Annotated in this window: 30 protein-coding genes; 1 reads left to right on the plus strand and 29 read right to left on the minus strand. The window is 36.6% G+C overall.

Translation table 11 applies throughout. The features are described from left to right. Position 1: 1 nt before the first annotated feature. From bsdcttw_RS23255 to bsdcttw_RS23350, 20 genes are all read right to left on the minus strand, one after another. The gene (locus bsdcttw_RS23255; RefSeq protein WP_185257142.1) at positions 2 to 2,599 is read right to left on the minus strand and encodes a phage tail protein; all 2,598 of its coding nucleotides are present in this window, start codon (positions 2,597 to 2,599) and stop codon (positions 2 to 4) included. A 14-nt stretch (positions 2,600 to 2,613) separates the two neighbouring features. After that, positions 2,614 to 3,174, minus strand: coding sequence for a Gp15 family bacteriophage protein (locus bsdcttw_RS23260; protein ID WP_185257143.1), 561 nt, complete (start codon positions 3,172 to 3,174; stop codon positions 2,614 to 2,616). After that, positions 3,171 to 3,617: a hypothetical protein gene (locus bsdcttw_RS23265; protein WP_185257144.1), complete on the minus strand. Its 447-nt coding sequence runs from the start codon at positions 3,615 to 3,617 to the stop codon at positions 3,171 to 3,173. Before bsdcttw_RS23265 ends, bsdcttw_RS23260 begins: the two co-directional genes overlap by 4 nt. Before the next feature lie 61 nt (positions 3,618 to 3,678). Then, positions 3,679 to 4,437, minus strand: coding sequence for a hypothetical protein (locus bsdcttw_RS23270; RefSeq protein WP_185257145.1), 759 nt, complete (start codon positions 4,435 to 4,437; stop codon positions 3,679 to 3,681). After that, positions 4,437 to 4,886: a hypothetical protein gene (locus bsdcttw_RS23275; RefSeq protein ID WP_185257146.1), complete on the minus strand. Its 450-nt coding sequence runs from the start codon at positions 4,884 to 4,886 to the stop codon at positions 4,437 to 4,439. The genes bsdcttw_RS23270 and bsdcttw_RS23275 overlap by 1 nt, the downstream gene beginning before the upstream one ends. Then, the gene (locus tag bsdcttw_RS23280) at positions 4,883 to 5,329 is read right to left on the minus strand and encodes a minor capsid protein (RefSeq protein WP_197979816.1); all 447 of its coding nucleotides are present in this window, start codon (positions 5,327 to 5,329) and stop codon (positions 4,883 to 4,885) included. The genes bsdcttw_RS23275 and bsdcttw_RS23280 overlap by 4 nt, the downstream gene beginning before the upstream one ends. Before the next feature lie 9 nt (positions 5,330 to 5,338). Continuing rightward, positions 5,339 to 5,731, minus strand: a complete 393-nt coding sequence (locus tag bsdcttw_RS23285; protein WP_185257147.1) for a DUF6751 family protein — start codon at positions 5,729 to 5,731, stop codon at positions 5,339 to 5,341. A gap of 2 nt (positions 5,732 to 5,733) precedes the next feature. Further along, positions 5,734 to 6,090, minus strand: coding sequence for a head-tail connector protein (locus bsdcttw_RS23290; protein WP_185257148.1), 357 nt, complete (start codon positions 6,088 to 6,090; stop codon positions 5,734 to 5,736). A 19-nt stretch (positions 6,091 to 6,109) separates the two neighbouring features. Then, a complete protein-coding gene (locus bsdcttw_RS23295; RefSeq protein WP_185257149.1) occupies positions 6,110 to 7,204 on the minus strand; it encodes a P22 phage major capsid protein family protein in 1,095 nt (364 codons plus the stop codon). Between the two features lie 17 nt (positions 7,205 to 7,221). Beyond that, positions 7,222 to 7,773 (minus strand): phage scaffolding protein, encoded by a 552-nt coding sequence (locus bsdcttw_RS23300; protein ID WP_185257150.1) that lies wholly within the window; start codon positions 7,771 to 7,773, stop codon positions 7,222 to 7,224. A gap of 107 nt (positions 7,774 to 7,880) precedes the next feature. Then, complete coding sequence (locus bsdcttw_RS23305; RefSeq protein WP_185257151.1) at positions 7,881 to 9,038, minus strand: phage minor capsid protein; 1,158 nt, start codon at positions 9,036 to 9,038, stop codon at positions 7,881 to 7,883. Positions 9,039 to 9,052: 14 nt separating this feature from the next. After that, positions 9,053 to 10,417, minus strand: a complete 1,365-nt coding sequence (locus tag bsdcttw_RS23310) for a phage capsid protein (RefSeq protein ID WP_185257152.1) — start codon at positions 10,415 to 10,417, stop codon at positions 9,053 to 9,055. Positions 10,418 to 10,419: 2 nt separating this feature from the next. After that, positions 10,420 to 12,420 (minus strand): PBSX family phage terminase large subunit, encoded by a 2,001-nt coding sequence (locus tag bsdcttw_RS23315; protein ID WP_185257153.1) that lies wholly within the window; start codon positions 12,418 to 12,420, stop codon positions 10,420 to 10,422. A gap of 137 nt (positions 12,421 to 12,557) precedes the next feature. Further along, positions 12,558 to 12,887, minus strand: a complete 330-nt coding sequence (locus bsdcttw_RS23320; protein ID WP_185257154.1) for a hypothetical protein — start codon at positions 12,885 to 12,887, stop codon at positions 12,558 to 12,560. Positions 12,888 to 12,896: 9 nt separating this feature from the next. Further along, positions 12,897 to 13,667, minus strand: coding sequence for a metallophosphoesterase (locus bsdcttw_RS23325; protein ID WP_185257155.1), 771 nt, complete (start codon positions 13,665 to 13,667; stop codon positions 12,897 to 12,899). A 595-nt stretch (positions 13,668 to 14,262) separates the two neighbouring features. After that, positions 14,263 to 14,952, minus strand: a complete 690-nt coding sequence (locus bsdcttw_RS23330) for an endonuclease domain-containing protein (RefSeq protein ID WP_185257156.1) — start codon at positions 14,950 to 14,952, stop codon at positions 14,263 to 14,265. 132 nt (positions 14,953 to 15,084) lie between these two features. After that, on the minus strand, positions 15,085 to 15,492 hold the full coding sequence (locus tag bsdcttw_RS23335) for a hypothetical protein (protein ID WP_185257157.1): 408 nt from the start codon (positions 15,490 to 15,492) through the stop codon (positions 15,085 to 15,087). Positions 15,493 to 15,495: 3 nt separating this feature from the next. Beyond that, on the minus strand, positions 15,496 to 15,720 hold the full coding sequence (locus bsdcttw_RS23340; protein WP_185257158.1) for a hypothetical protein: 225 nt from the start codon (positions 15,718 to 15,720) through the stop codon (positions 15,496 to 15,498). A gap of 219 nt (positions 15,721 to 15,939) precedes the next feature. Beyond that, the gene (locus bsdcttw_RS23345) at positions 15,940 to 16,143 is read right to left on the minus strand and encodes a hypothetical protein (RefSeq protein ID WP_185257159.1); all 204 of its coding nucleotides are present in this window, start codon (positions 16,141 to 16,143) and stop codon (positions 15,940 to 15,942) included. Between the two features lie 40 nt (positions 16,144 to 16,183). Further along, positions 16,184 to 16,465: a hypothetical protein gene (locus tag bsdcttw_RS23350; protein ID WP_185257160.1), complete on the minus strand. Its 282-nt coding sequence runs from the start codon at positions 16,463 to 16,465 to the stop codon at positions 16,184 to 16,186. Between the two features lie 126 nt (positions 16,466 to 16,591). On the opposite strand from bsdcttw_RS23350, the gene bsdcttw_RS23355 reads away from it, so the two are divergent. Next, positions 16,592 to 16,876, plus strand: coding sequence for a hypothetical protein (locus tag bsdcttw_RS23355; RefSeq protein ID WP_185257161.1), 285 nt, complete (start codon positions 16,592 to 16,594; stop codon positions 16,874 to 16,876). On the opposite strand, the gene bsdcttw_RS23360 is transcribed toward bsdcttw_RS23355, so the two are convergent. From bsdcttw_RS23360 to bsdcttw_RS23400, 9 genes are read right to left on the minus strand one after another with little or no spacing between them, the layout of a single operon-like run. Next, positions 16,833 to 17,192, minus strand: coding sequence for a hypothetical protein (locus bsdcttw_RS23360; protein WP_185257162.1), 360 nt, complete (start codon positions 17,190 to 17,192; stop codon positions 16,833 to 16,835). The two genes, bsdcttw_RS23355 and bsdcttw_RS23360, sit on opposite strands and share 44 nt — an antisense overlap. Before the next feature lies 1 nt (position 17,193). Further along, the gene (locus bsdcttw_RS23365) at positions 17,194 to 17,715 is read right to left on the minus strand and encodes a hypothetical protein (RefSeq protein ID WP_185257163.1); all 522 of its coding nucleotides are present in this window, start codon (positions 17,713 to 17,715) and stop codon (positions 17,194 to 17,196) included. 8 nt (positions 17,716 to 17,723) lie between these two features. Then, positions 17,724 to 17,903, minus strand: coding sequence for a hypothetical protein (locus bsdcttw_RS23370; RefSeq protein WP_185257164.1), 180 nt, complete (start codon positions 17,901 to 17,903; stop codon positions 17,724 to 17,726). After that, a complete protein-coding gene (locus tag bsdcttw_RS23375; protein WP_185257165.1) occupies positions 17,900 to 18,343 on the minus strand; it encodes a YopX family protein in 444 nt (147 codons plus the stop codon). The genes bsdcttw_RS23370 and bsdcttw_RS23375 overlap by 4 nt, the downstream gene beginning before the upstream one ends. Next, positions 18,330 to 18,488 carry a hypothetical protein gene (locus bsdcttw_RS23380; RefSeq protein ID WP_185257166.1) on the minus strand — a complete coding sequence of 53 codons (159 nt, stop codon included), beginning with the start codon at positions 18,486 to 18,488 and terminating at the stop codon, positions 18,330 to 18,332. Before bsdcttw_RS23380 ends, bsdcttw_RS23375 begins: the two co-directional genes overlap by 14 nt. Further along, positions 18,485 to 18,787, minus strand: coding sequence for an ASCH domain-containing protein (locus tag bsdcttw_RS23385; protein ID WP_185257167.1), 303 nt, complete (start codon positions 18,785 to 18,787; stop codon positions 18,485 to 18,487). The genes bsdcttw_RS23380 and bsdcttw_RS23385 overlap by 4 nt, the downstream gene beginning before the upstream one ends. Next, the gene (locus bsdcttw_RS23390; protein WP_185257168.1) at positions 18,781 to 19,122 is read right to left on the minus strand and encodes a hypothetical protein; all 342 of its coding nucleotides are present in this window, start codon (positions 19,120 to 19,122) and stop codon (positions 18,781 to 18,783) included. The genes bsdcttw_RS23385 and bsdcttw_RS23390 overlap by 7 nt, the downstream gene beginning before the upstream one ends. Before the next feature lie 17 nt (positions 19,123 to 19,139). Further along, positions 19,140 to 19,325 carry a hypothetical protein gene (locus bsdcttw_RS23395; protein WP_225903738.1) on the minus strand — a complete coding sequence of 62 codons (186 nt, stop codon included), beginning with the start codon at positions 19,323 to 19,325 and terminating at the stop codon, positions 19,140 to 19,142. A gap of 33 nt (positions 19,326 to 19,358) precedes the next feature. Next, on the minus strand, positions 19,359 to 19,859 hold the full coding sequence (locus bsdcttw_RS23400; RefSeq protein WP_185257170.1) for a DNA N-6-adenine-methyltransferase: 501 nt from the start codon (positions 19,857 to 19,859) through the stop codon (positions 19,359 to 19,361). Positions 19,860 to 19,865 lie beyond the last annotated feature (6 nt).

Consider the following 19,865-nt stretch of genomic DNA (forward strand, 5'->3'; position numbering starts at 1 on the left):
CTTAATATTGAAATGCCGGCTTACCGGTCTGGTTGCTTACTTCTTTTTCTGCTTCAACAATTGTATCAAGTAATATCTTTCCACTTTGAAGCATAAGTGTTATATGAAACATAACATTTTCACCGTTAGAATTTCCTCCAACCTTTTTGAAGGCTTCAACTATGGTATCAAGAGGTGCTTCGATATTTACACCTTTCTTCTGATCTCCCAATAAAGCAAGAAATTGGCTATTTGGAGGAATTACCGCACCGGTTGCCAGGGCCGGTACTTTAGGCTTATCAATCGTCTTAAGGTTAAATCCGATTTGGTAAGCATCAGAAAACGGGGTCTTGGGAATCTTGATATTGATTTTATTAATAGCATTTATTAGAGTATTTACCCCGTCTATAATGCTGTATATAAAACCATATACCATATTTAATATTGCTCTTAATGGAGAGTTTGCAAAGGCTTCTAGGCTATCAAATACACCTTTAACAATTGCCTTTAATCCTTCCCATGCTTTTTTCCAGTCACCAGTAAGAACACCGGTAATAAACTGTAATACTCCAGTTAATACTCCTTTTAAACCATTGATTGTATCTCCAATATCTTTAAATACTCCATCAAATGCAGGTTTAAAGTTTTTCCAAAGCACATCAATAATTGGGTTAATCAGGTTCTTCCATAGGAAGGTTAACAGCGCAATTAAATTGCTGAATATAGGCATAACAGTTTTATTTAAAATGGAATATATTGCATCCCATGCCTGCTTAAGAGTTGCTCCGACTGCGTTGGCCAAGGGAAGTACAATGTTTTTCCATAACTGAGTTAGGATATCTCCGAGTATTTTGAATACTGGTTGCAATACAATACCGATAAAATTAGCAAGCGGAACAAGTATTCTCTGCCAGAATGTTTCAACCGTACTCATTAATTGTGGAAATAGTGTATTTACAAAGAAATCAATAACCGGTCTTAGAACTTTATCCCATGCATCAGTAAATAAAGTTCCAACAAAGTCAGCTATAGGTTTTAAGGCGGTTCCCCACGTTTTTCCTAAATCTGCAACTGAATTTCTGAATTTTTCACTGCTATTATACAAGTCAACAAATCCATATACTAATAAAGCTATCATTGCTGCAAGAATAGCAACTGGACTTGTTATGGCTGCCAGTACCGTGGCTAATCCGGATAATATTGCTGTTAATATTCCACCAGATGTAATAAATCCGCCTAGTGCTGTTATCAATGGAGCTATCGCTATTAGAAATTCTGCTACTTTGAAAGCTGCAAAGAAAGTTCCAATTGCAATAACTGTTGTGGCAACTAATTCTTTATTATCCATCATCCATTTAGACAAAGAATTAAGTCCATCTGTTAGCATTTTTAAACCTGTTATTATCGAGCCGCCGGTCCACTTAGCGATTGGTTCTAAGAAATTGTCCCATAGCCATAACCCGTATGGTTTGAATACCTCTATAACAGAGTTAAGCACACCAATTCCGGACCCCAAAGCATCCAGAAACCCAGGAATAAGACTAGTAACTGTCCACTTTCCAAGCGGTATAATTACATTGTCAAGAAACCATTTCAATCCGGCCCCTACATTTTTAGCAAATGGGGTTATAGCAACTTTGAATCTGTCAAAAGCTTTTATAAGAGGCTCTAATTGCTTCTTAAGGTCTTTAACAAAGTTAGTTATTTTACTGTCTATTGGTACATTTTCAAACATTTGCGACGGTTTAGGAACTCCAGGGGTATCATTACCACCACCGGAACTATCACTGACCATATTTAACTTATCTATAGGAGATAATGATTTTTCAGCTTCCTTTGCAGTCTTTTTAAGAGATGCAGCATAATCAACCTGTGCTTCCTTTGCCTTTGTAAATGTTGTAGCTCCATTGAAGAAAACAGCAAAGAATTGGCCAGCCGTAGTTATTGCCTGTGCAAGATAGTTTATAAGAGTTTGTAAAGCCGGGGTAATTGCAGTTAATATAGGAGCTAATGCGGTAGCAAATGAGTTCTTTAAAGTTAATCCGGATGTTGACAAGGTAGATATGTCTTTATTGGTTTGCTTACTAAACTGCGCTAGATTCTGAAAACCTTCTGTTACAGCCTGTGTAGCTGCACTTAAAGCCCGGAAAACAACTGAGAATAACAGAGACATTTTAAGCATTTTTAGCATACTCATGTGTCCGTTATTTGTACTCTTGCTCATACTATCAATAATCTTCCCGGTCTTATTTGCCGACTTAGAAACAGACTTTTGTGCAGTATCTACCGAAGATAATGATTTTTTGTATGTATTAAGTTCGCCTTCAAGTCTTGAAAGCTTTGAATACGCTTGGTCATATTCTTTATCTCCAAAATATTTACCCTGTTTTTCAAGGTAATAAAGAGAATCTCTATATCGGTCAATTTCTCCGACTAATTCCTGTATCTTTACATTGGCTTCGGATGTAGCACCTGATATATCAAATGCTTTATTTGCATCAGATCCCATTGCAGATAAAGAGTTAACAAATGATTTTAAGGCTCCTTTGACGCTTTTAGTTCCTTTATCAATGCCTTCTGTATCAATTTTGGTATCAAATCTTAGCGTGCCATCTGACATATTACACCTCCTTCCTATCCAAGTAATTGGTTAATGCGTTCCATTTCTTCTAACTCTTCTGCGGAGTATTTTATTTTGATATCAATTAGTTGTTTGTTTTCCCGGTAAAATTCTTGTTCGTATTTTTCAAGCTTTTTACCTTTATTTTTCTTCTGCCGTATATTTAATACTGTACTTAATAACCCTTCGCCTATTTCGTTGAACAATCCAAGAAAAGTCCACCAATGCATATACTCAACTGCTCTTATTTCATGCCCAGCAACTTTGTTAACTGCCGGGAATATTAATTGTTCGTCCTGTTCCCAATCAAGAACTTTTCTTGTATCCTTGGATTCTTCGTATTGCTTACCACCGTCGATAAACCATACCGCCTTACTTACTGCTTCCGGGTAATCATCTTGTGGTATATTTTCAAAATCTTCATACAAACATTCAAGCATCGTGCGGCACTTATCGTTATCATTCATTTCTGAATCTGCATAAGCTTCAAATATAACAAAAACCACCCGGTAATCGCTCCGAATGGCTCTAGATATTCCGTTTATATCTAATGTTTTAGGCAGCTGCCCGATCATTTTTTCTTCACCTGTCCCGTATACTTCTTAATTCGTGCTTCCCTGGCTTTAACATCTGCCTGGATAGTCTTATTAATTACAGGCGCCACAGCATTAAGAAATCTTTCCACAAGAAATTCACCGCCAGGGCTAGAAAGGGGAGATTGATTTCCAAATACGGTTTTGCTTACTGGGCTGTCAAAAATATAATCAATCTGTTCATTCACATACTGCCGTGTTTCCCTTATAATCTGTGCGGATTCTCCAAGCTGTTCGATTGCTTCTCCTGCCTGGTTGATTTCAACATCATCAGGAAGTGATTTTATTTTCTCTTCGATATTATTTATTGCATCATTAAAACGTTCAATCAAAGCAATATCAGAAGGATATATCCTTATGATTTTACTTTCATCCCCATTAATGCTTAAGTCTATATGTCCATCATCAAAACTAATGTTTTGCATGTTATATCCTCCTAAAAAAGGGCAATGGAATATATCCACCGCCCTAATGATTTATTATTTATTAAGCACCTACAACAACTGGAACAATGTCTGAAGCTGCTACAATAGTGGTATTAACAGCTACTACAACAATTGACTGTCCAGCAGCCGTTGTAATTGCGGAGCCAGTAGTCAATGCAGTGTATCCCGTGGAGGCATCCCCGTAATTAGGTGCTGTTAAATTGGTTCCAAGCTTATAGTATAATGTAGATCCTGCCGGCTCTCCTACAACATCGCTTACCTTAGTTGTAGTAGTGGTGCCACCTTTAATAACTTCGATTACCAGTTTTCCAAGTGTGCCGGAATCCGGTGTAAATGTCTTTGTTGCTGCTGTAAATGTACCTTTTACTCTGTTTCCTACCAGATGTAAATTAAAAGGTATCTGAACTCCCTTTGTATCTCCGCCATAAGAAACAATCTCAATTATTGCATCTTCTCTATAAGCAACAAATACTCCGGATGTAACCTCTTCCCAGGTATGTACTTCAAGCGTATGCGTCAATAGATCATCAAGAGTTTGCCTTTCGTCAAATATTTTTTGAAGTCGGTTATATAGAACATCACCAGCTTTTGCATAATATGGTTCAATTGACAATTGCGGCTCATAACCATCCACGCTAGTAGATGTATGTCCGGTAATATCTTTTACAGTTTCTACATTGGCATTCATTTCAATGTTTAACTCTTCTACAAGGTCTCCTATCCTTACATAAATAGGGGAAACCTGGGTAGCATCCGCATCAACATAATGAGCCAATAAATGTCTTTTTATTGTAGCCATTATAAAACCTCACTTTCTAAATGGTATTGTGCATAAATTTGTAGCTGATATGTGACTGGTCCTGTGAGGTTTTCTGTGTCATATCCAAACAGCATCCCATTAGCACTACTCAGCTTTGTTAATGTGCCGGTTACAGTTTTATCGTTTATAGTTACTTCTATTTCTTGGTCATTGGCAGCTCTTTCGAGCCAGTAAGCCAATTCCAACAAAAAAGTGCTATTTGCAAGCCTGTCATAGTCTACAAACGACTGAAATCTTGCATATAGCACGAAATTATGTTGTCTATCTTGGTTCCCGACTATATCTTCTTTTAATATCTGGTCACCGTTCGGGTATAGTCCACAATTATCAGTTTTAGATTCTGTAAAATCTATACCGATTCCTTGGTTAAGTTCAGCTATTTTTGGAAATGTTGACAGTACTTGTTTAACAAGTTCTATTATATTCATTTTGCACCTGCTGTCTTTTTAGCACCTCTTAAGATATCATCCTTATGGTCTGCTTTCATTCTTTCAAACCACATCTTTCCGGCTAATGGGTTCTTTGATGTATTATACTTTAATGGTCTGCCTGTAGGGAGTTTCTTTTTGCCTTTTGGAGACCTGAAACCTATGAATTGACCATTCTCATATATTGGTATGTTAGGCCCGTATATTTCTCCATAATATAAATATCTTGCATAGCGAGTATCTTGTATAAGTTCTCCACTACCAATAACGGTTCCAACTGTAATACTTTCTTCTAATACACCGTTTAGTTTAGGTGTATATGGTCCCATATATCGGATAGTTGTTTGGTCAATAAATTGCTGTACCCTTCCGCCAGGTTCAAGTCCTCTTTCTTTAAGCATGATATCAGTTGATTTTATCTCTAAATGTCCGTTAAATCCCATATTGCCACCTCACTTACATGACAGTTCCCAGTGCTGCATATCAGGACTACCATATCTTTTATCATCAGCTACTGATACAGTAACAACCCGGTTAGTTAACTGTAATGTTTTCAATGAACTTGATATCGTGGACTGTGATGTGTTATCAACTTCAAAGTTAATAGCTCCTTTGGCTATTAAATCCTTTCCTGTTGTAAAATCGTTTACTCCAGCTGGTATATTACCTATAGGAATAAATATGCTTACTGAATCAACAGTTAACATACCAGTCTTAAGAACATTTGATTGCTTTACATCATCCCAAAAGGAACCATAAGCAGACGTTATACCAATAATAGGTTTTCTTGTATAGTGTCCTTGGGAATCTATTTTATAAAGAGTGATATCCGTGTTAGTAAACATAATCATAACCCCCTATACAATAGTCCGGTTGTTCCCAGCCATGCAATAAGAGAAGTATAGGATTCTGACATCAATTTTTTATCAATATCAGCATTGCTTTCATACGATACAGAATAACTACCTACTTTTTCAGAAGCAGCGCCAGAATGTCTGGCTTTGTCTGCTTTATAGGTTAGTTCTGAAATATCACAGCAACACATTTTTACTTCATCAGGTATACTGTTATCATCCACCCTGTTTGATGTTTGCAGCTTCAGATATACCGTTGCTTGCCTGGCATAAACATCAAAAGAGGCAGCATCTAGTACCGCCCCTTTGTATGTATCCTGGTAATATGCATAATTTGCATAATTATTCACTAGCGCTGCCTCCAATCAATTAAGCAAAGTCTACAAGTAAAGATGTATCAAGTTCCTTAATACCATAGATGATATCAAAGGAAATTGTATCAGTCTTGGTAGTAGTATCGTAATCCATAACAACACGCACTGCTAAACCGTTAGCACTTGCGATATAAGCCTTAGAAGCGCCCATCGGAAGCTCTAATTGACGAGTTACTAATGCAAGGCCGTTTCTATGGAATCCAAGAGCATGGGCCTTACTAATAACTTTAACATCAACCGGTGAAGCAATAGTTGCAGGTATATTCTGATCTACTGATAGTGTGCCTGCGCCAGAAACTAACGTTAGGTCAGCAGTTACAGTATAAAGATATCCATTAACAATAAGCTGATCTCCTGTCTTAATAGTTCCAGTTGCAGGAGAACCGGCAGATACGGTAAACTGTGTTGTATTTACTGTTCCGACAACTTTATAAGCTGTTACTGTACCGGGTGTTGCAGCGGAAGACTGAGGACAATTTTCAGAAGAAAATGTTTCACAAGTATATACTTTTCCGATTTCTGAATCTCTTAATGCTTGAGAATCTCCAGCATATGAAACCTTTGCAAAATTATCGAGTGTATTATACTTATACTGGATATCAGCGGGAAGCATTAATCGTCTGTTCTGCTTTGGAGCTTTTGACATATCTAATGCTTTTCCTACGCCAGCAATATCATTGATTACTGGTGTTGCAGATACTGTAGCTGTTTTAGCTGCTTTTGCAACTCCTACCGCAAGCAAATCTATGTCTACAGCTTGTGCAATTGCAGATAATGCTGGTGTAACAACCTGCGATGAAAAGTCTTTAATATCCAAGGACATTTCTTTGGAAGTAACTTTTACAGTAACATCGCGAAAGCGGTCCATAACAACCGGTACGCTTCCCTCTGTAATATCCTGGCTGGATGTAGTTCCTGTAAAGTTCTTTGCTACAAATTTAGCCGGTTTTCTTACTGTAATTGTATCTCCTACCTGTACAAACTCGGGTGAATAATCTCTATGTACCAAATTAGCCATTGTAAGCTGGCTTTCAAGCACCATAAGCGCTTCCTGTGCAATAATCTGCGGTGTTAATAATGTATTTGCCATGTTTTATACCTCTTTCTTTATTTTCCTTGTCTATACGCCTTATATTCATCGTATGACATTTCTGTTATTGGTTTCAATACCGGGTCACTACCTGTAGCCCTTACCGGTTTTTTGATTGGTTCATTTGATTCAAAAAGATAATCATTTTCAGTTTTGATTGATTCCAGTGACTTTTTAATATCTTCAGACTGGTTTTTACTAGTCTTTAGAACATCAATATCAAGAAATGCTCTTACAGCCTTTGCGCTCTTGGCCCCGGTTTCTGCAATTGCTGAATCCAGCAGCTTATTAAACTCAATATCAGCAATCTTTCCTTGGTATTCAGTGTCTTTTGCCTTTAAATCTTCATTGAGCTTTGTAATCTTTAACTGCAGGTCTTTGACATCTACTCCATCAAAGTCTTTTAAAGCTGTTTGAGCTGTTTCAAGCTGCTCTTTATAGTTATCTCTTTCGGATTCCAATTTAACAGCCTTGTCCTGCTCTCTTTTGATGTCTTTTCCGTTTTCAGCCATTATTGACTTAATCTGATCTTCGGTTAATCCTAATTCTGTTAGAAATTCTGTTTTCATATCTATATTTCCTTTCACTTATAAGTTTTTTAAGGTGTTTTACTATCCACCAGTGACCGACTGTTTTAGGTCTAATACGCTGACCGGTATAAAAATAAGACGTTTGTTTAAACACGTCTTAATCCATCTTGATATATTCTTTCTCTTTGCTGCGGAAGCTGCATCTTCTTAGAAAAGTCAACATATTCCTGCATGGCTCCTTGATAATTAATTCTGTCCATCATTATTTTATCTTCTGGAAGTCCGGCTGATTTACCAAGGTATATGCGTTCTCTATACTTTCGCATTATTGTTTCAAGCTGTCGTTGCCGTTGTGTTGCCTCGTATTTGTTATATCCCTGTCCCTTATATTCTTTAACTTCATTTTCTTTACGATTCATTTCTTCTAACTCTAAATCTGTATAAAGTCTTTTGGATACTCCGGGTATAAATGGATAATATGAATGATAACAATTCCACCCACAAAGCCCGGGGCCGGTTCCAAGTCCGCATACAGTTATAAGTTCTTCTTTGCTGTATACTCTACCCTGCCATACCTGGTGTGTGGGCCGCGCTGTAGAATGCCATGAAACCTCAAAATAGTTAGTTTCTAGCTTTTCTGCGTTCATTTCATTTATACGGTTAGTTACCTGTGTTACTCCGGTCATAATAGCCCTTCTGGCAGCAACATCTATTCTGTTATGCCATCCGCTTTCATACTCAACTACTCTTATCCCGGAATCAGTCATTTCATTTATAATATTTTTTATGGTTGTGTTATAGTCAAATGCTCCTGTGGATATCTCTGTGACTGCCTGGTCAAGCTTTCCTTTAAGATAATTTGATACATCAACATATTGGGATCCGGTCCTTCCTGATACTCGAATAGCCGTAGTTTGAGTAATATTGCTTAACTCTTCCTTGGTCTGGATTTTAATTGCCTCAATGAATTGTTGAAGTTGAGCATTATCTTCATATCGGGTGAACGGCTTCCCGGTTGCCTTATATAGCTTTTCATCCCTTGAATAACCCTCCTTTATTATTTCGTTGTATATTTTATCAATCTCTTCGTTTGAACGCTGTAATGAAGATTGTAAGGCTTTACGAATGGTATCACTGCTTATTCCTAGTCGGCTTAGTTTATATATCTCATAATCTGCTGTACGAGATATGCTGTTAATCATGTTAATTCTGTCTACAACGTCAAGCATAAGTTTCATAGACAAGTCAAGCATAAGCTTTTGTATCTCAATTGGTATTTGTTCAAGTTCTGCCGGTGTCAGCATATTGTATCACCACCTTATATAACAACATTTGGCTGCTGAGGTATCATTGACTTGGCCTTTGCTTCATCTTCTCCATACCATTTAGCACGATATTCCCATAACGGCATTACACCCATAGAAACATCCTGCCTGTCTTGCTGTCTTTCTGTCTCTTCATCAACAAGAATACTGTCTTTGAAGTCACAGATAAATTGATACCCTGTTGTTGCCATTCCGTTATAAAATGCCAATGCATCCACCAGGTCACTAAGACAATCTTTTAAGTTTTCCTGTATAGCTGATACCGTATTATACTTACGCTTCTTTGCGCTTATAATTTCCGTGGCGGTCTTTTCTACCACTGAAGGGTTAGATATATCGCCGTAGGATAAACCGACTGAAAACTCAATATTACGCTTGTATTCTTCTAACCCGTTCAATATTGACTGATCTCTGAACTCTGGCGAAAATACATCAAATAATTGTTTTCCTTGACCTTGTTCAATGTCTAAGCCTCGATACATTCTTTTATTTAACTTAGCCACTGATTGCTTTTGTTCTGTACTCCACGATGTATTAGGCTGCAATGCTGTAATGTCAACATGCACAGCTCTTTCACCGCTTTCAAACTCCCAATTCAGCCTGCCGTACTGTTCATCTGCATGTTTAATTAACCACTTTGCAGAATCAAAGATAGACACGCCATTAAACGACCCGTCTATCTCATTTTTTATAGGATTCCTGTAATAACCAAAGTCTGGCTTAGTCATTAGCGGATAGTTGATATATGGTTCAAGCTCTGCCCATTCCGGTACATTTGCAAGCGGTACTTCCATGCCTAAATCATTCTTGCTGTGTCCGTGATAAGCTTTGTTTGTAATAGTAAGCCCATTCTGATCTAACGCATGGTATTCAAAACGGAAGTAATAATCATCATCCTTTATTCTTTTGATTTCCACAAATACAACCTTTGTAAGCCTGCCGCGTTCATCAAATTCTATAGGGATAAAGCTGTCTGCTAATACATACTCGACTTTATCTTCTCCCAAAGCCTTAATAACCATCTGTCCAAGAGCTATTCCGCTTTGCAAATTCTCATTAAGGTCTTTAATTGCTGTCTGGTATATTTTATCAAGCTTTTCAACTGAAACTTTACTTGTCATTTCATTTAACGATATATTAGAAAACTCTCTGACGATTCCCTGTTCCAATCTTAAAGAGTATACAGCATCATTATCAACCCATTCAGCTTTACCTTTTAGCATTTGGGACCACTCTTCTATTTTGTCAACCATAGCAGGAGTGATTGCAACATCCATGTTCATGGCTTGTTTAATATTTTTTATTGGAAACATTCTTCTTATCACTTCCTTTACAAAATTAGTTATTCCTTCAAACATGTTTATTGCCCCCTCTTCTTCCATATAGGGTTAAGTGCATATCTAACCATATCAATTGCATGGTTATCTTTGTCAGGGTATCCGCTTATTACATTGCCTTCTTTATCTCTTTCATACTCATAGTCGAGAAATTCTCGTGCTGTATTGGGACATCTTACATTGTCTATTATTATTTCTCTTAGAGACTGCAACCACTTCATGGAGTAGTCAACGCTTCCAGGGCCTTTCTCGGCTCCTCTGATTAAGAATCCATATGATTTATAATCACCTACTGACTTTTCCTCTGCACTATCAGCAATAATCATATCATTTGGTGTGATTCCCATTTCTATCAGTTTATCTGCCGTTTGCCTATTAGACTGTTTATTTGCCCTGTATTCCATGAATATGTAAAGTTTCATTCTGGCAGCATCGTAATGCATACGTCCAAAGTGATAAGGATCCGGATACCATCCCCAGTCAATACCATTGTATAACCTGTCAAATTGCTTTATTTGTTCATCTGTAATAGCTTCAATCTTAACATTGTCAAATACATTTCCCCCGGTTCCGTTTGCAATACCCATGTACTCATTTTCGTAAGCCGTAGGATTGACTTCTTTAAGAAATTCTGCTTCATCCAGGAATGGTTTTCCTAGCCATTGCTTTGGTACATCAAGATAAGTGCTGTGTGTTATTAATCTTGTGGCTTTAGGTATCTTTATATATTTATTAGCCCAGTTATTAGCTGATTTAGGTGGATTAAATGACTTGAATATATATGCTGTCTCTCCACCACGGATAACAGACTGTTCTATCTTTCTTACTGCTTCTTCTCCGGTGAACTGATCTAACTCTTCCAACCAAAGTACTGCAATATATCCAAAAGGTACCTTAATTGATTTTACCTTCCCGGGATCATCTGCTCCACGGAAGTATATCTTTTGACCTGTACTCTTTCTGGTAATCTCTAAAGGGCTTACAGTGCAGTTAAATTCATCTTCTAGCCCTAAAATACCAATAGCCCATACAACCTGTGCATATACCGATGTACGCAACGTGTCGGCTACCTGTCGCATTACCAATGCATGAGTATTTTCATTCTTCATTATCAAGTCAATTACTTCTAAACTTATAAATGAAGATTTAGTGGAACCACGGCCACCAGGGAATACATATTCTGTATGTTCTCTATTTTCTATGTCAAATAGCACTTTGCTAAATGCAGGCGCTATCATTGTAGCAGGTATACCATAATATTTATTTGATGTTTTATTTGGTTCTGGTTCTGCTTTCTTTTGCTCTAATTCCAGCTTAAGCTTATCATATTCCATCTTATGTCTATCCATAGGATTCATAAGGAAGAATCGGTCTAGCCACTCCATAGACTTACATCTATCAATCAGCTTGATACTTATACCCTCTTTACCTTCTTTTATTTCTTTAATTAACTGGGTATCTACATTTGATGATTCATTTAGCTTAACAGAATTAACTTCAAAAGCTCCCTTATTTGTTTCAATGAGTTCTTTTCCAAATGATAAATAATTTCCTATGTCAGCAAAAGCAATTCTCATATGTAATTCAAGCATATCATTTTCATTTATTGCGGCTTGCTCTGCCTTTATTACCGACAGCTTTTGTACTTCTTTTTTTATCTCAACATTTCCGAACAATCTTGGACCTGCCGATAATGCAGATTCATAAGAACATCCATATGCCTTTTGATAGCTTTGAGCTGCATTAAATGACTTGCTATAATATATGCAAAAAAGCCTTTGTTCGTGGGTAAGGTTTTCGTTTAGCATTGTTTCCTTTACCCCATCTTTAATAGTTCTTGTTATTGTTTTATTATTTGCGTTGCATTGCATTGCATTGCAGTCCCAATCGTCCCTTGATTTCCAACTACGTATTGTAGTAACCGGTATGTTTAACTGACTTGCAATCTCAGTCAATTCAATACCAGGGTTTCTATCATATATTTCTTTTGCTTTATCTCTGTTAGGGTCTCTTACCCTTGGCATATCACCACCTACCCACTATACATCTTTTATCCCTTATCTTCCGATACCCAATAGCTCCACTACTACCTCTGACTATTGTAATGCAGCCACAATCTTTACTGCTTATATGTTTGCATCCTATACAATGTTTCATAGGCCTACTCCGAATATTCTCTTAGCTGCTTTGTACTCATACCATCAATACCAGGAGATTCATTACTATCTGTTGGTTTGTAGTGGCAGCCAAACTGTTCCGGATACATGAATATCATCATGCATAGGTTTGCAATGTCAGCGAGAAATTCTGTATTCTTTGTAGCCTTGAACTTCTCATATCTGATATCAAGGCTCTTTACAAAATCCGTTGTGCCATTCATTGCATTTTCTTTAACTGATCCGTATTTATAAAAAGAAGTTTCCATCATATCCTGACGCAACTTATCAAACTCCGGTGAGTATTCTGTTTTTAATATCTCTTCTCTTGTCATGATGACCTCCTACAACTTAGCAGTGAAGTGTTTATTCGTTCCACTCATATATATAACCGGTGTATCTTTACTAGATGGTTTAAATTCGTATGCTTCCCCGTACCCTCCATAGTTAAGCATTGCGGAAGTATTTACGAATAACTTATTTACAAAGTTCGTGGTGCTGTTACTTGTATCTACCCGGAAGAATCCCTGCTTCATAATCATTGGTAAATGTGTATGTGAATGTATGTAGATATCTGCATCAACTATACTTGCCATATCCGCCAGCCTTATAGCCTTTGCCCCTTCTTTTCTTCCTCCACCGGAACCATGTATCGCATACAGAGTATACCATTGCTTGCGCTTTCTCTTTTCGTTCCATCCAAAGCGAACAAAAATTAAGGAACCGGTGCTAGAGTATTTATCTCCCAATCCCAATTCCCTGGCCATTATTTCTGTAAGGTCTATACCCTCTTTTTTGTATGTCCTGCTTTCGTGATTACCGGATTGTATTGCTATTATTTTATCCTTTATTGGTGTAAGTAAATAAACCGCCTGCCCTATCTGTTGCATTGGTGTAAGTTGCTCCGCATAACTATCCGAAATTGACGTTTTAGTAGCGTTATTCATCAAGTCACCGTTTAATATACAATAAGCGTTTTCTGTGTCCTGTATGAGCCTTATACGCTCTTGTATGAGCTTATTATCACAATGCTTATCACCCATATGTAAATCTGCCAGTGTATGTATTTCAATTGACTGTAATTGTTCGGATAGCTCTACTTTTATACTTTGCAATTTATCACCTGCTTTCATTAGAAAAGCGCCTAATACATTTAAGTACTAAGCGCTTATATGCCCGTTATAGGGCTGTGATTTATATAATGCCTGTTAAAGGCTGTGTTGTAAAAAATAGGAGCCAGTTTTATTCTAGCCCCGTACAAAAACCACTTTTGTAGTTTATTTAATATCCCATATTATTGTTTGGATAGGGATTTGCACCCTATATTACCAACTTGGTTTATTTTTTGGTATTTAGGAAGTACCTCTTCCGATTAAGCGTTTACCTATTCCGCCACCAAACAATTTTATATTCTTGCAAGAATAACCGTCTTTCCGGCTGTCAGTATCGAATAGACCCACACAAATCACGATACTATGGTCTGCTTCCTATAGTCGCCTCCGTCATTCACCATACCCGCAGGCTGGTGTCGCTCTTTCAGACCTCTTCCACTATTGCAACCGGCAGAAACCGGACGTTGCTTTTATTATCCACTATCAACCTTTCGATGCAACCGCTATGCAAAGAGATTGACTTGTCCTGCGTGGTACAGTATCGGTTTTCGCATGTTCCGCAACGTCAAGGAGGTGTCTATCTATAATAAACTGTAAGTTATATTGACTTGTCTGAATACCATTCCGGTAATAATCCATTGTATTCTTTTCTTAGTTCGGTGCGCTTTGACTTTACTTTTCGAATGGCTTTTGTTAATCTTGTAATATTTCTGTTGATATCTTCATCTGTTATCCTAATTATTTCCCATTCAGCTCCAAGGCTAAGAATTATACGATTATCCCTTATCAGTTCTTTTTCCCTTGTATTTTTTGTATGAAAAATAGTTCCATCAACCTCTAATATTATTTTTTCATCTGGCAGCAGAAAATCAACGCGATATCTTCCAAATTGTATCTGATGATTAAATTTTATTTTGTTTTTGCATAACTCTATAGCTACCATAATTTCTTCTGTACTATCAAACCAGCCATCTTTGTGTAAGTATTTTCTGATAGTGTCAATAGAGTTTCTATATTTGTCAATATTATATGTATGGTTTTTTATTCTTTCAATTGCTTTTTCAAGCTTTGCTTCTTTTATTTCCCTGTTATTTTCAGTTCTTTCTTCCTTGTCCGACATATAATTTTCTAATTTACATATTTTACAAAGATATTTCTTTCCTCTTATATAGCTTAATGACATTACTTCTTTTCCACAACAATCACATAGCGGGTAATACTGTGTATTTTTTGTATGTTGATTAATTTTGGTTTTAATATTGTCTTCTTTTGCTTCTTTGTATCCCATGTTTACCGCCTTCCGTAATCGCCTTTAAATTATAAGTATGCAGAAGATACTAAGGCTTGTATCTTTCGGGAGCTACCCTATCTGCATACTTTCATGAACTTATTATCTCACATTTTCACGTCCTTGCGGTGGTCATCTTTTGTTTTTATCAAGGAGAAAAAAGAAATATCTTCTAGCTGCATAAAAATCTTTTCTACATGTAGCCATACCCATTATTTCCTCAAGATACCAGCATGGAACTTCTTCTGTAACAGACTTGATTATGTATGGTGCTAAATACTCATCTGTTTGCTTTGCGGTTTTTTCGATTATCTTACATTTTTCTTCTAGGTCAATTCTTCTGATTGCTAAAACTTGCGTGGCATCTTCTCCAGATGTAGCTAAAGGCATATCTGTTATGTTTTTGCTCTTGAGTGTATCTTTTTTAAATTCAAGTTCATCTTTCCACTCTTTGTATTGTTCGCAGAATCCGCAAAGTTCTTTATATCTCTTACTGGATATACCATAATCATCTAGTTTCAACTCTCTTCTATTTGGCAATAGTCATTCTCCCTTCTCCAGCCTGGTTAACTCTTTAAAATCAGAGTATGTATAGCATTCACGGAAACCATTCTTTTCAGTTAATATAAAATATGTGTAAAAGCCTTTTATCGTAACTTTAAACCGCTTCGTTATTTTATCTGTATTTGGATCCCGTCTACGCATATTAACTACTTGTCCGACTTTATACCGGGACTTTATATTTGCTCTGAGTTCATCAATCTTCATCCTTAATCCTCCGTTCCTCCTCTTCATCTTGGCAGTGTTTACATTCGTTAGTATCTTCTAAATGACAGCGCTCACAATTTTTCATGGTTCACCAACCATTCCGGTTGCTGCATTGATGGCTGTCTGCATAAATCACTATAAGAATTTACTCCATCGCACTTATCACAATATCCGCAATCCGAATTGTAATAACAGTATCTGCATTCACATCCATCGCAATTATTCATCCTTATTTACCGCCTTATCTCTTTTATTAGGCAACAATATGCAGGTTAATATTATTACGCCTTTTACTTCTCCTTTTTCCATGATTGTATTTCTTACATCCATTAAATCCTCAATGTTATCTATTTCTTGATTTCTGGTTATTTCACAAAACCCAAATCCTTTTTCATATGCATATGCAACATAATATTTAAACAATTTACTACTCCTTTCTTTGCAATAAAAAACCACCAACCGATTATTGGTTAGTGGTGTGTTTTAATACCTCTTCTAATAATTTTGTTTCTTCAAAATTTTCAGCGATAATTCTAGTACCCGTTGACATATAATATACTTCTGCTATTTTACTTTGTAGTTCCAATATGCTTTTATCACGACACATATCTCTTAGTATTATTTCTGCATCTCTCGGATTTTTTTCTGCTCTCTTCAAATACTCTTTTTGAAATGAGCAAATAATCATATTGTAATTTTCAATCAAGGCTTTTTGTGCTGTAGATAGTATACATTCTTGCTTCACCCTATCACGCTCCTTTTATACCTATTATCCACTAACCAGTATGTGATTGTCAATGTGCAATTTACTTTATTTTCTTGTTGCTTTTCCAAACATCTGTTTGTATAATATCAACCAGGAGGTGATACCATGTATTTTCAACGTGATAACGAAATAAGATTAAGTCCAACTGGTAAACCTGTTGATGTTATTGTTGTATTTAATCCATTGGGAGACATTAAGCCAGTCACTGTCCGCTTAAAGGATGAAAGTGACAATTACATTAAGATGGATATTACCGGTGTCAAATATACCAAGGATTTAATACGAAACACGGGCCGTTCCTTCCGGTGCTGTTACATGGTTGATAATATCCAAAATGAATGTACTGTCACATTTTACTATTCTCTGTGCAAGTGGTATCTTGAAACATAGTCTTGCAATCTTCCAGTACCTGTTCCAGTGTAGTTCCATGCTTTTCGAAATAATAACGAAGAATACCAAGTTTTGATTTATCTGTGATAGATTGTGATTTCCAGTATTCGCACTCGTTATATCTCTTTTCCATTTCTAATCCATGTCTAATAATTGAATTTGACTGGTCCCTGCATATCTTATCAAGGTTTTTAATAGTCTGTGGTTCGTAGCCTGTATCCTCATAAGTTGCTAATTTACTCAATGCAAGTTCTAACTTACCCTTGTCCTTTAAAATTCCATATCCGCCGCGGCTTCTATCTGTTAATCTCTCCATATCATTCACCTGCCTTTTCAATTGCTTCTTGTGCTTCTTCCCTGGAAAGAAAGACTGTTTTACCAAAATCACTTGCATATTTTCCGTTACAATTTTCAAATATAATTGTTATGTAGTTTTCATCTATTATGATTTGCTTAGCTTCATCTTCAAAAACCGCTTTATCTTGTTTTGACATATCGCAATCATCAGTATCATGTGGGCATCTATCTTCATATGGGCAATAATATCCAGTCGCTGTTCCATATCCTCCTCCACCGTCCCATAAAGTTCCATCAAGCTTTCCTTCTATATTGCAACACTGTTCAATAATGTAAACTGTGTCTCCTACTTTGCAAGGAAGGGTAATGCAGGTTTCTTCCGGCTCTGACTGGATAAATTTTTCTAATTCAAGTAACTCATCAAGTCTATTGGCCATTAATCTTCTTTCAATCTCATACTTTGAGCCAACCGCCGCATTTATACCTGTATGTATTTCATATTTTCTTTGATTGATGTATGCATTAAGCTTATCCTTATTCATTGGATACCCTACCTTTCATTTATTGGAAGTCCGCAATCAATACAATCATATCCATGCATCATTACCCCAACCGGAACTACACCACCACAATGCTGACATATATATTTTTCTGATTCTCTATCCCATCTTGGCCCTTTTACTAATTCGTTTCTGGCTTTTATTGCTTTATCGTTGTATTCCTTATTCACTTATCTACCTCCTGTAATAGTTCTGGATTATCATAAATGTTTCCGATTATCTCAATTTCAGTTAATGGTATCTGATTTTTATGTGGGAAGAATATAGCAAGTGGAGTATCGCTGTATTTTGAATCATGTACTAATATTTCGCACTCTTCCTCATATACTTCTGATATGTACTCATTTGTTCGGTGGTCGCTTACTTCTAGACATTGTACAATATCTCCTACGTATATCTCTTTACCGTTCTTATCATTAAGTCCGGTGGATTCACATAATGTTTCTGGTATTATTTCATACTTCAACTTAATTGCAGTATCTGAAGACTCCTGAATACATAACACTGATTCACTTTTTCCCGCCACGCATCTGTAATCATACATTGGTAATCCATATACCCACTCTTTATTGTATTTTGTGAGTGCTCTAAATTTATTATTTAATTCCATTCTTCTCTTCCTTCCCGCCCAACCAAGGCTTCTGTGTAAACACATTACTAACTTTACTTGGATGCTTTATATATTCTCCGTAGGCTCCTCTTACATTGGCTTTTAGTTCGGAGGGCTGTCTTAATTCTGGATTACTGCGCTTCATGGATGTACCTCTAATATCTTAAGAACATAATATTCTTTTCCTGGTTCAGCTCCCCATTCTGGATTACCGGTTCCTCTACTTAAATAACATTTTGCTACAAATAAAGGAGAATGTTTTGAATACCCATTTCTAAAAGCTATAAGGTTTGTATCGTTTCCTATCGGGTTATCAATTGGATACATTCTAAATAAGCTGTTGAATCTATTTGTATAGTATGGTTTTATCTCTCTATACTCTTCTTTCTTTTCCCCTGAAAGAATCATATCAAACCATTTCTTCTTGATTGGTAGAGTTAACATGACTGTTCCTCCTTCCAGGGCTTTGGAATGTAAAATGGCATCCAATCAATTGTACTGTGGCATATTAAATCGCTACTATAATTTCCAAAGCGGAATTGATTATTTGAGTAAAACAGATGATATACTTCTCCGATTTGAGTAGTTACATATACTTCAGAATAATTATCAGGCATTTTCTTCCATAGTGGCACCCACCTATCGGCTTGCTGTGCTTCTAGGGCGGTTATGGCTAATGGATAAATTTCCTTTATGTCTTCCCTATCCAATATTCTGTAATTTGGTTCTTCCATTACCCACTTCAAATCCTCAATTGCATGTTCTATCTCTTTATTCATTCCTCTATCCCGCCTTTCTATTGCATTATGCTTCTCTTGCATTTATCACAAGCTGCATGTATATGTCCGTTATATCCAGATTTACCAATATGTAATGTTCCACCGCATATACATTCAGTTTCCTTGGAACCACCTCTTTTAAGTTCTTTTGCTTCTGTAAATACCTTTGTCATAAATTCTTGTGTTTCTTTACTAAACAGCATAATACATAACTCCTTCCCGGTTATCCTAACCATTCAATGAAATATAACTACCATATTGGGAAATGGTGCTGCATCATCGCATCCTCCAAATTTTAACCGTCCTTTTACAAATCTGATTTCTGAATTATCCTTTATGTATTTGTGAAAAGCTTCTGTATCAGTTCTTACTGGAATCAGCATCACAACTTTTGTATTTTGTTTAAGACTTTCTATATAGCATTTTCTTATCCAATCAACTTGACCTGGTTTATGCTCAGTTATGTGATGTCCTCTTTGTTGGCATTTTTTCTTTTTACAATTAGGCTTACATGGTTTTTCTGGTTTTGAATAAGGAGGGTTGCAAAATACTGTTTCTCCACTCCAATTTTGTTTTAATCCATCTTGATCAACGGTGTAATATTTATCACATTTATGATTCTGGTCATCTGCGCAAGGATCCAGGGTAAAGTGAAATTCTTTATTCAATTCATCAAAAAACCATTGCGGAGTTGCCCAATCATCTGTCTTACTGCTAAACATTAATTCTGTATTCATTCTTTC

Origin of the sequence: Anaerocolumna chitinilytica (assembly GCF_014218355.1) — a bacterium.
Classification (GTDB): Bacteria; Bacillota; Clostridia; order Lachnospirales; family Lachnospiraceae; genus Anaerocolumna; species Anaerocolumna chitinilytica.

Bases quoted from the DNA above. Each gene is read 5' to 3' on its own strand.
- bsdcttw_RS23255 (WP_185257142.1), bottom strand. From the start codon at position 2,599: ATGTCAGATGGCACGCTAAGATTTGATACCAAAATTGATACAGAAGGC.
- bsdcttw_RS23260 (WP_185257143.1), bottom strand. From the start codon at position 3,174: ATGATCGGGCAGCTGCCTAAAACATTAGATATAAACGGAATATCTAGA.
- bsdcttw_RS23265 (WP_185257144.1), bottom strand. From the start codon at position 3,617: ATGCAAAACATTAGTTTTGATGATGGACATATAGACTTAAGCATTAAT.
- bsdcttw_RS23270 (WP_185257145.1), bottom strand. From the start codon at position 4,437: ATGGCTACAATAAAAAGACATTTATTGGCTCATTATGTTGATGCGGAT.
- bsdcttw_RS23275 (WP_185257146.1), bottom strand. From the start codon at position 4,886: ATGAATATAATAGAACTTGTTAAACAAGTACTGTCAACATTTCCAAAA.
- bsdcttw_RS23280 (WP_197979816.1), bottom strand. From the start codon at position 5,329: ATGGGATTTAACGGACATTTAGAGATAAAATCAACTGATATCATGCTT.
- bsdcttw_RS23285 (WP_185257147.1), bottom strand. From the start codon at position 5,731: ATGTTTACTAACACGGATATCACTCTTTATAAAATAGATTCCCAAGGA.
- bsdcttw_RS23295 (WP_185257149.1), bottom strand. From the start codon at position 7,204: ATGGCAAATACATTATTAACACCGCAGATTATTGCACAGGAAGCGCTT.
- bsdcttw_RS23300 (WP_185257150.1), bottom strand. From the start codon at position 7,773: ATGAAAACAGAATTTCTAACAGAATTAGGATTAACCGAAGATCAGATT.
- bsdcttw_RS23305 (WP_185257151.1), bottom strand. From the start codon at position 9,038: ATGCTGACACCGGCAGAACTTGAACAAATACCAATTGAGATACAAAAG.
- bsdcttw_RS23310 (WP_185257152.1), bottom strand. From the start codon at position 10,417: ATGTTTGAAGGAATAACTAATTTTGTAAAGGAAGTGATAAGAAGAATG.
- bsdcttw_RS23315 (WP_185257153.1), bottom strand. From the start codon at position 12,420: ATGCCAAGGGTAAGAGACCCTAACAGAGATAAAGCAAAAGAAATATAT.
- bsdcttw_RS23320 (WP_185257154.1), bottom strand. From the start codon at position 12,887: ATGACAAGAGAAGAGATATTAAAAACAGAATACTCACCGGAGTTTGAT.
- bsdcttw_RS23330 (WP_185257156.1), bottom strand. From the start codon at position 14,952: ATGGGATACAAAGAAGCAAAAGAAGACAATATTAAAACCAAAATTAAT.
- bsdcttw_RS23340 (WP_185257158.1), bottom strand. From the start codon at position 15,720: ATGAAGATTGATGAACTCAGAGCAAATATAAAGTCCCGGTATAAAGTC.
- bsdcttw_RS23355 (WP_185257161.1), top strand. From the start codon at position 16,592: ATGTATTTTCAACGTGATAACGAAATAAGATTAAGTCCAACTGGTAAA.
- bsdcttw_RS23360 (WP_185257162.1), bottom strand. From the start codon at position 17,192: ATGGAGAGATTAACAGATAGAAGCCGCGGCGGATATGGAATTTTAAAG.
- bsdcttw_RS23365 (WP_185257163.1), bottom strand. From the start codon at position 17,715: ATGAATAAGGATAAGCTTAATGCATACATCAATCAAAGAAAATATGAA.
- bsdcttw_RS23375 (WP_185257165.1), bottom strand. From the start codon at position 18,343: ATGGAATTAAATAATAAATTTAGAGCACTCACAAAATACAATAAAGAG.
- bsdcttw_RS23380 (WP_185257166.1), bottom strand. From the start codon at position 18,488: ATGAAGCGCAGTAATCCAGAATTAAGACAGCCCTCCGAACTAAAAGCC.
- bsdcttw_RS23385 (WP_185257167.1), bottom strand. From the start codon at position 18,787: ATGTTAACTCTACCAATCAAGAAGAAATGGTTTGATATGATTCTTTCA.
- bsdcttw_RS23390 (WP_185257168.1), bottom strand. From the start codon at position 19,122: ATGAATAAAGAGATAGAACATGCAATTGAGGATTTGAAGTGGGTAATG.
- bsdcttw_RS23395 (WP_225903738.1), bottom strand. From the start codon at position 19,325: ATGCTGTTTAGTAAAGAAACACAAGAATTTATGACAAAGGTATTTACA.
- bsdcttw_RS23400 (WP_185257170.1), bottom strand. From the start codon at position 19,859: ATGAATACAGAATTAATGTTTAGCAGTAAGACAGATGATTGGGCAACT.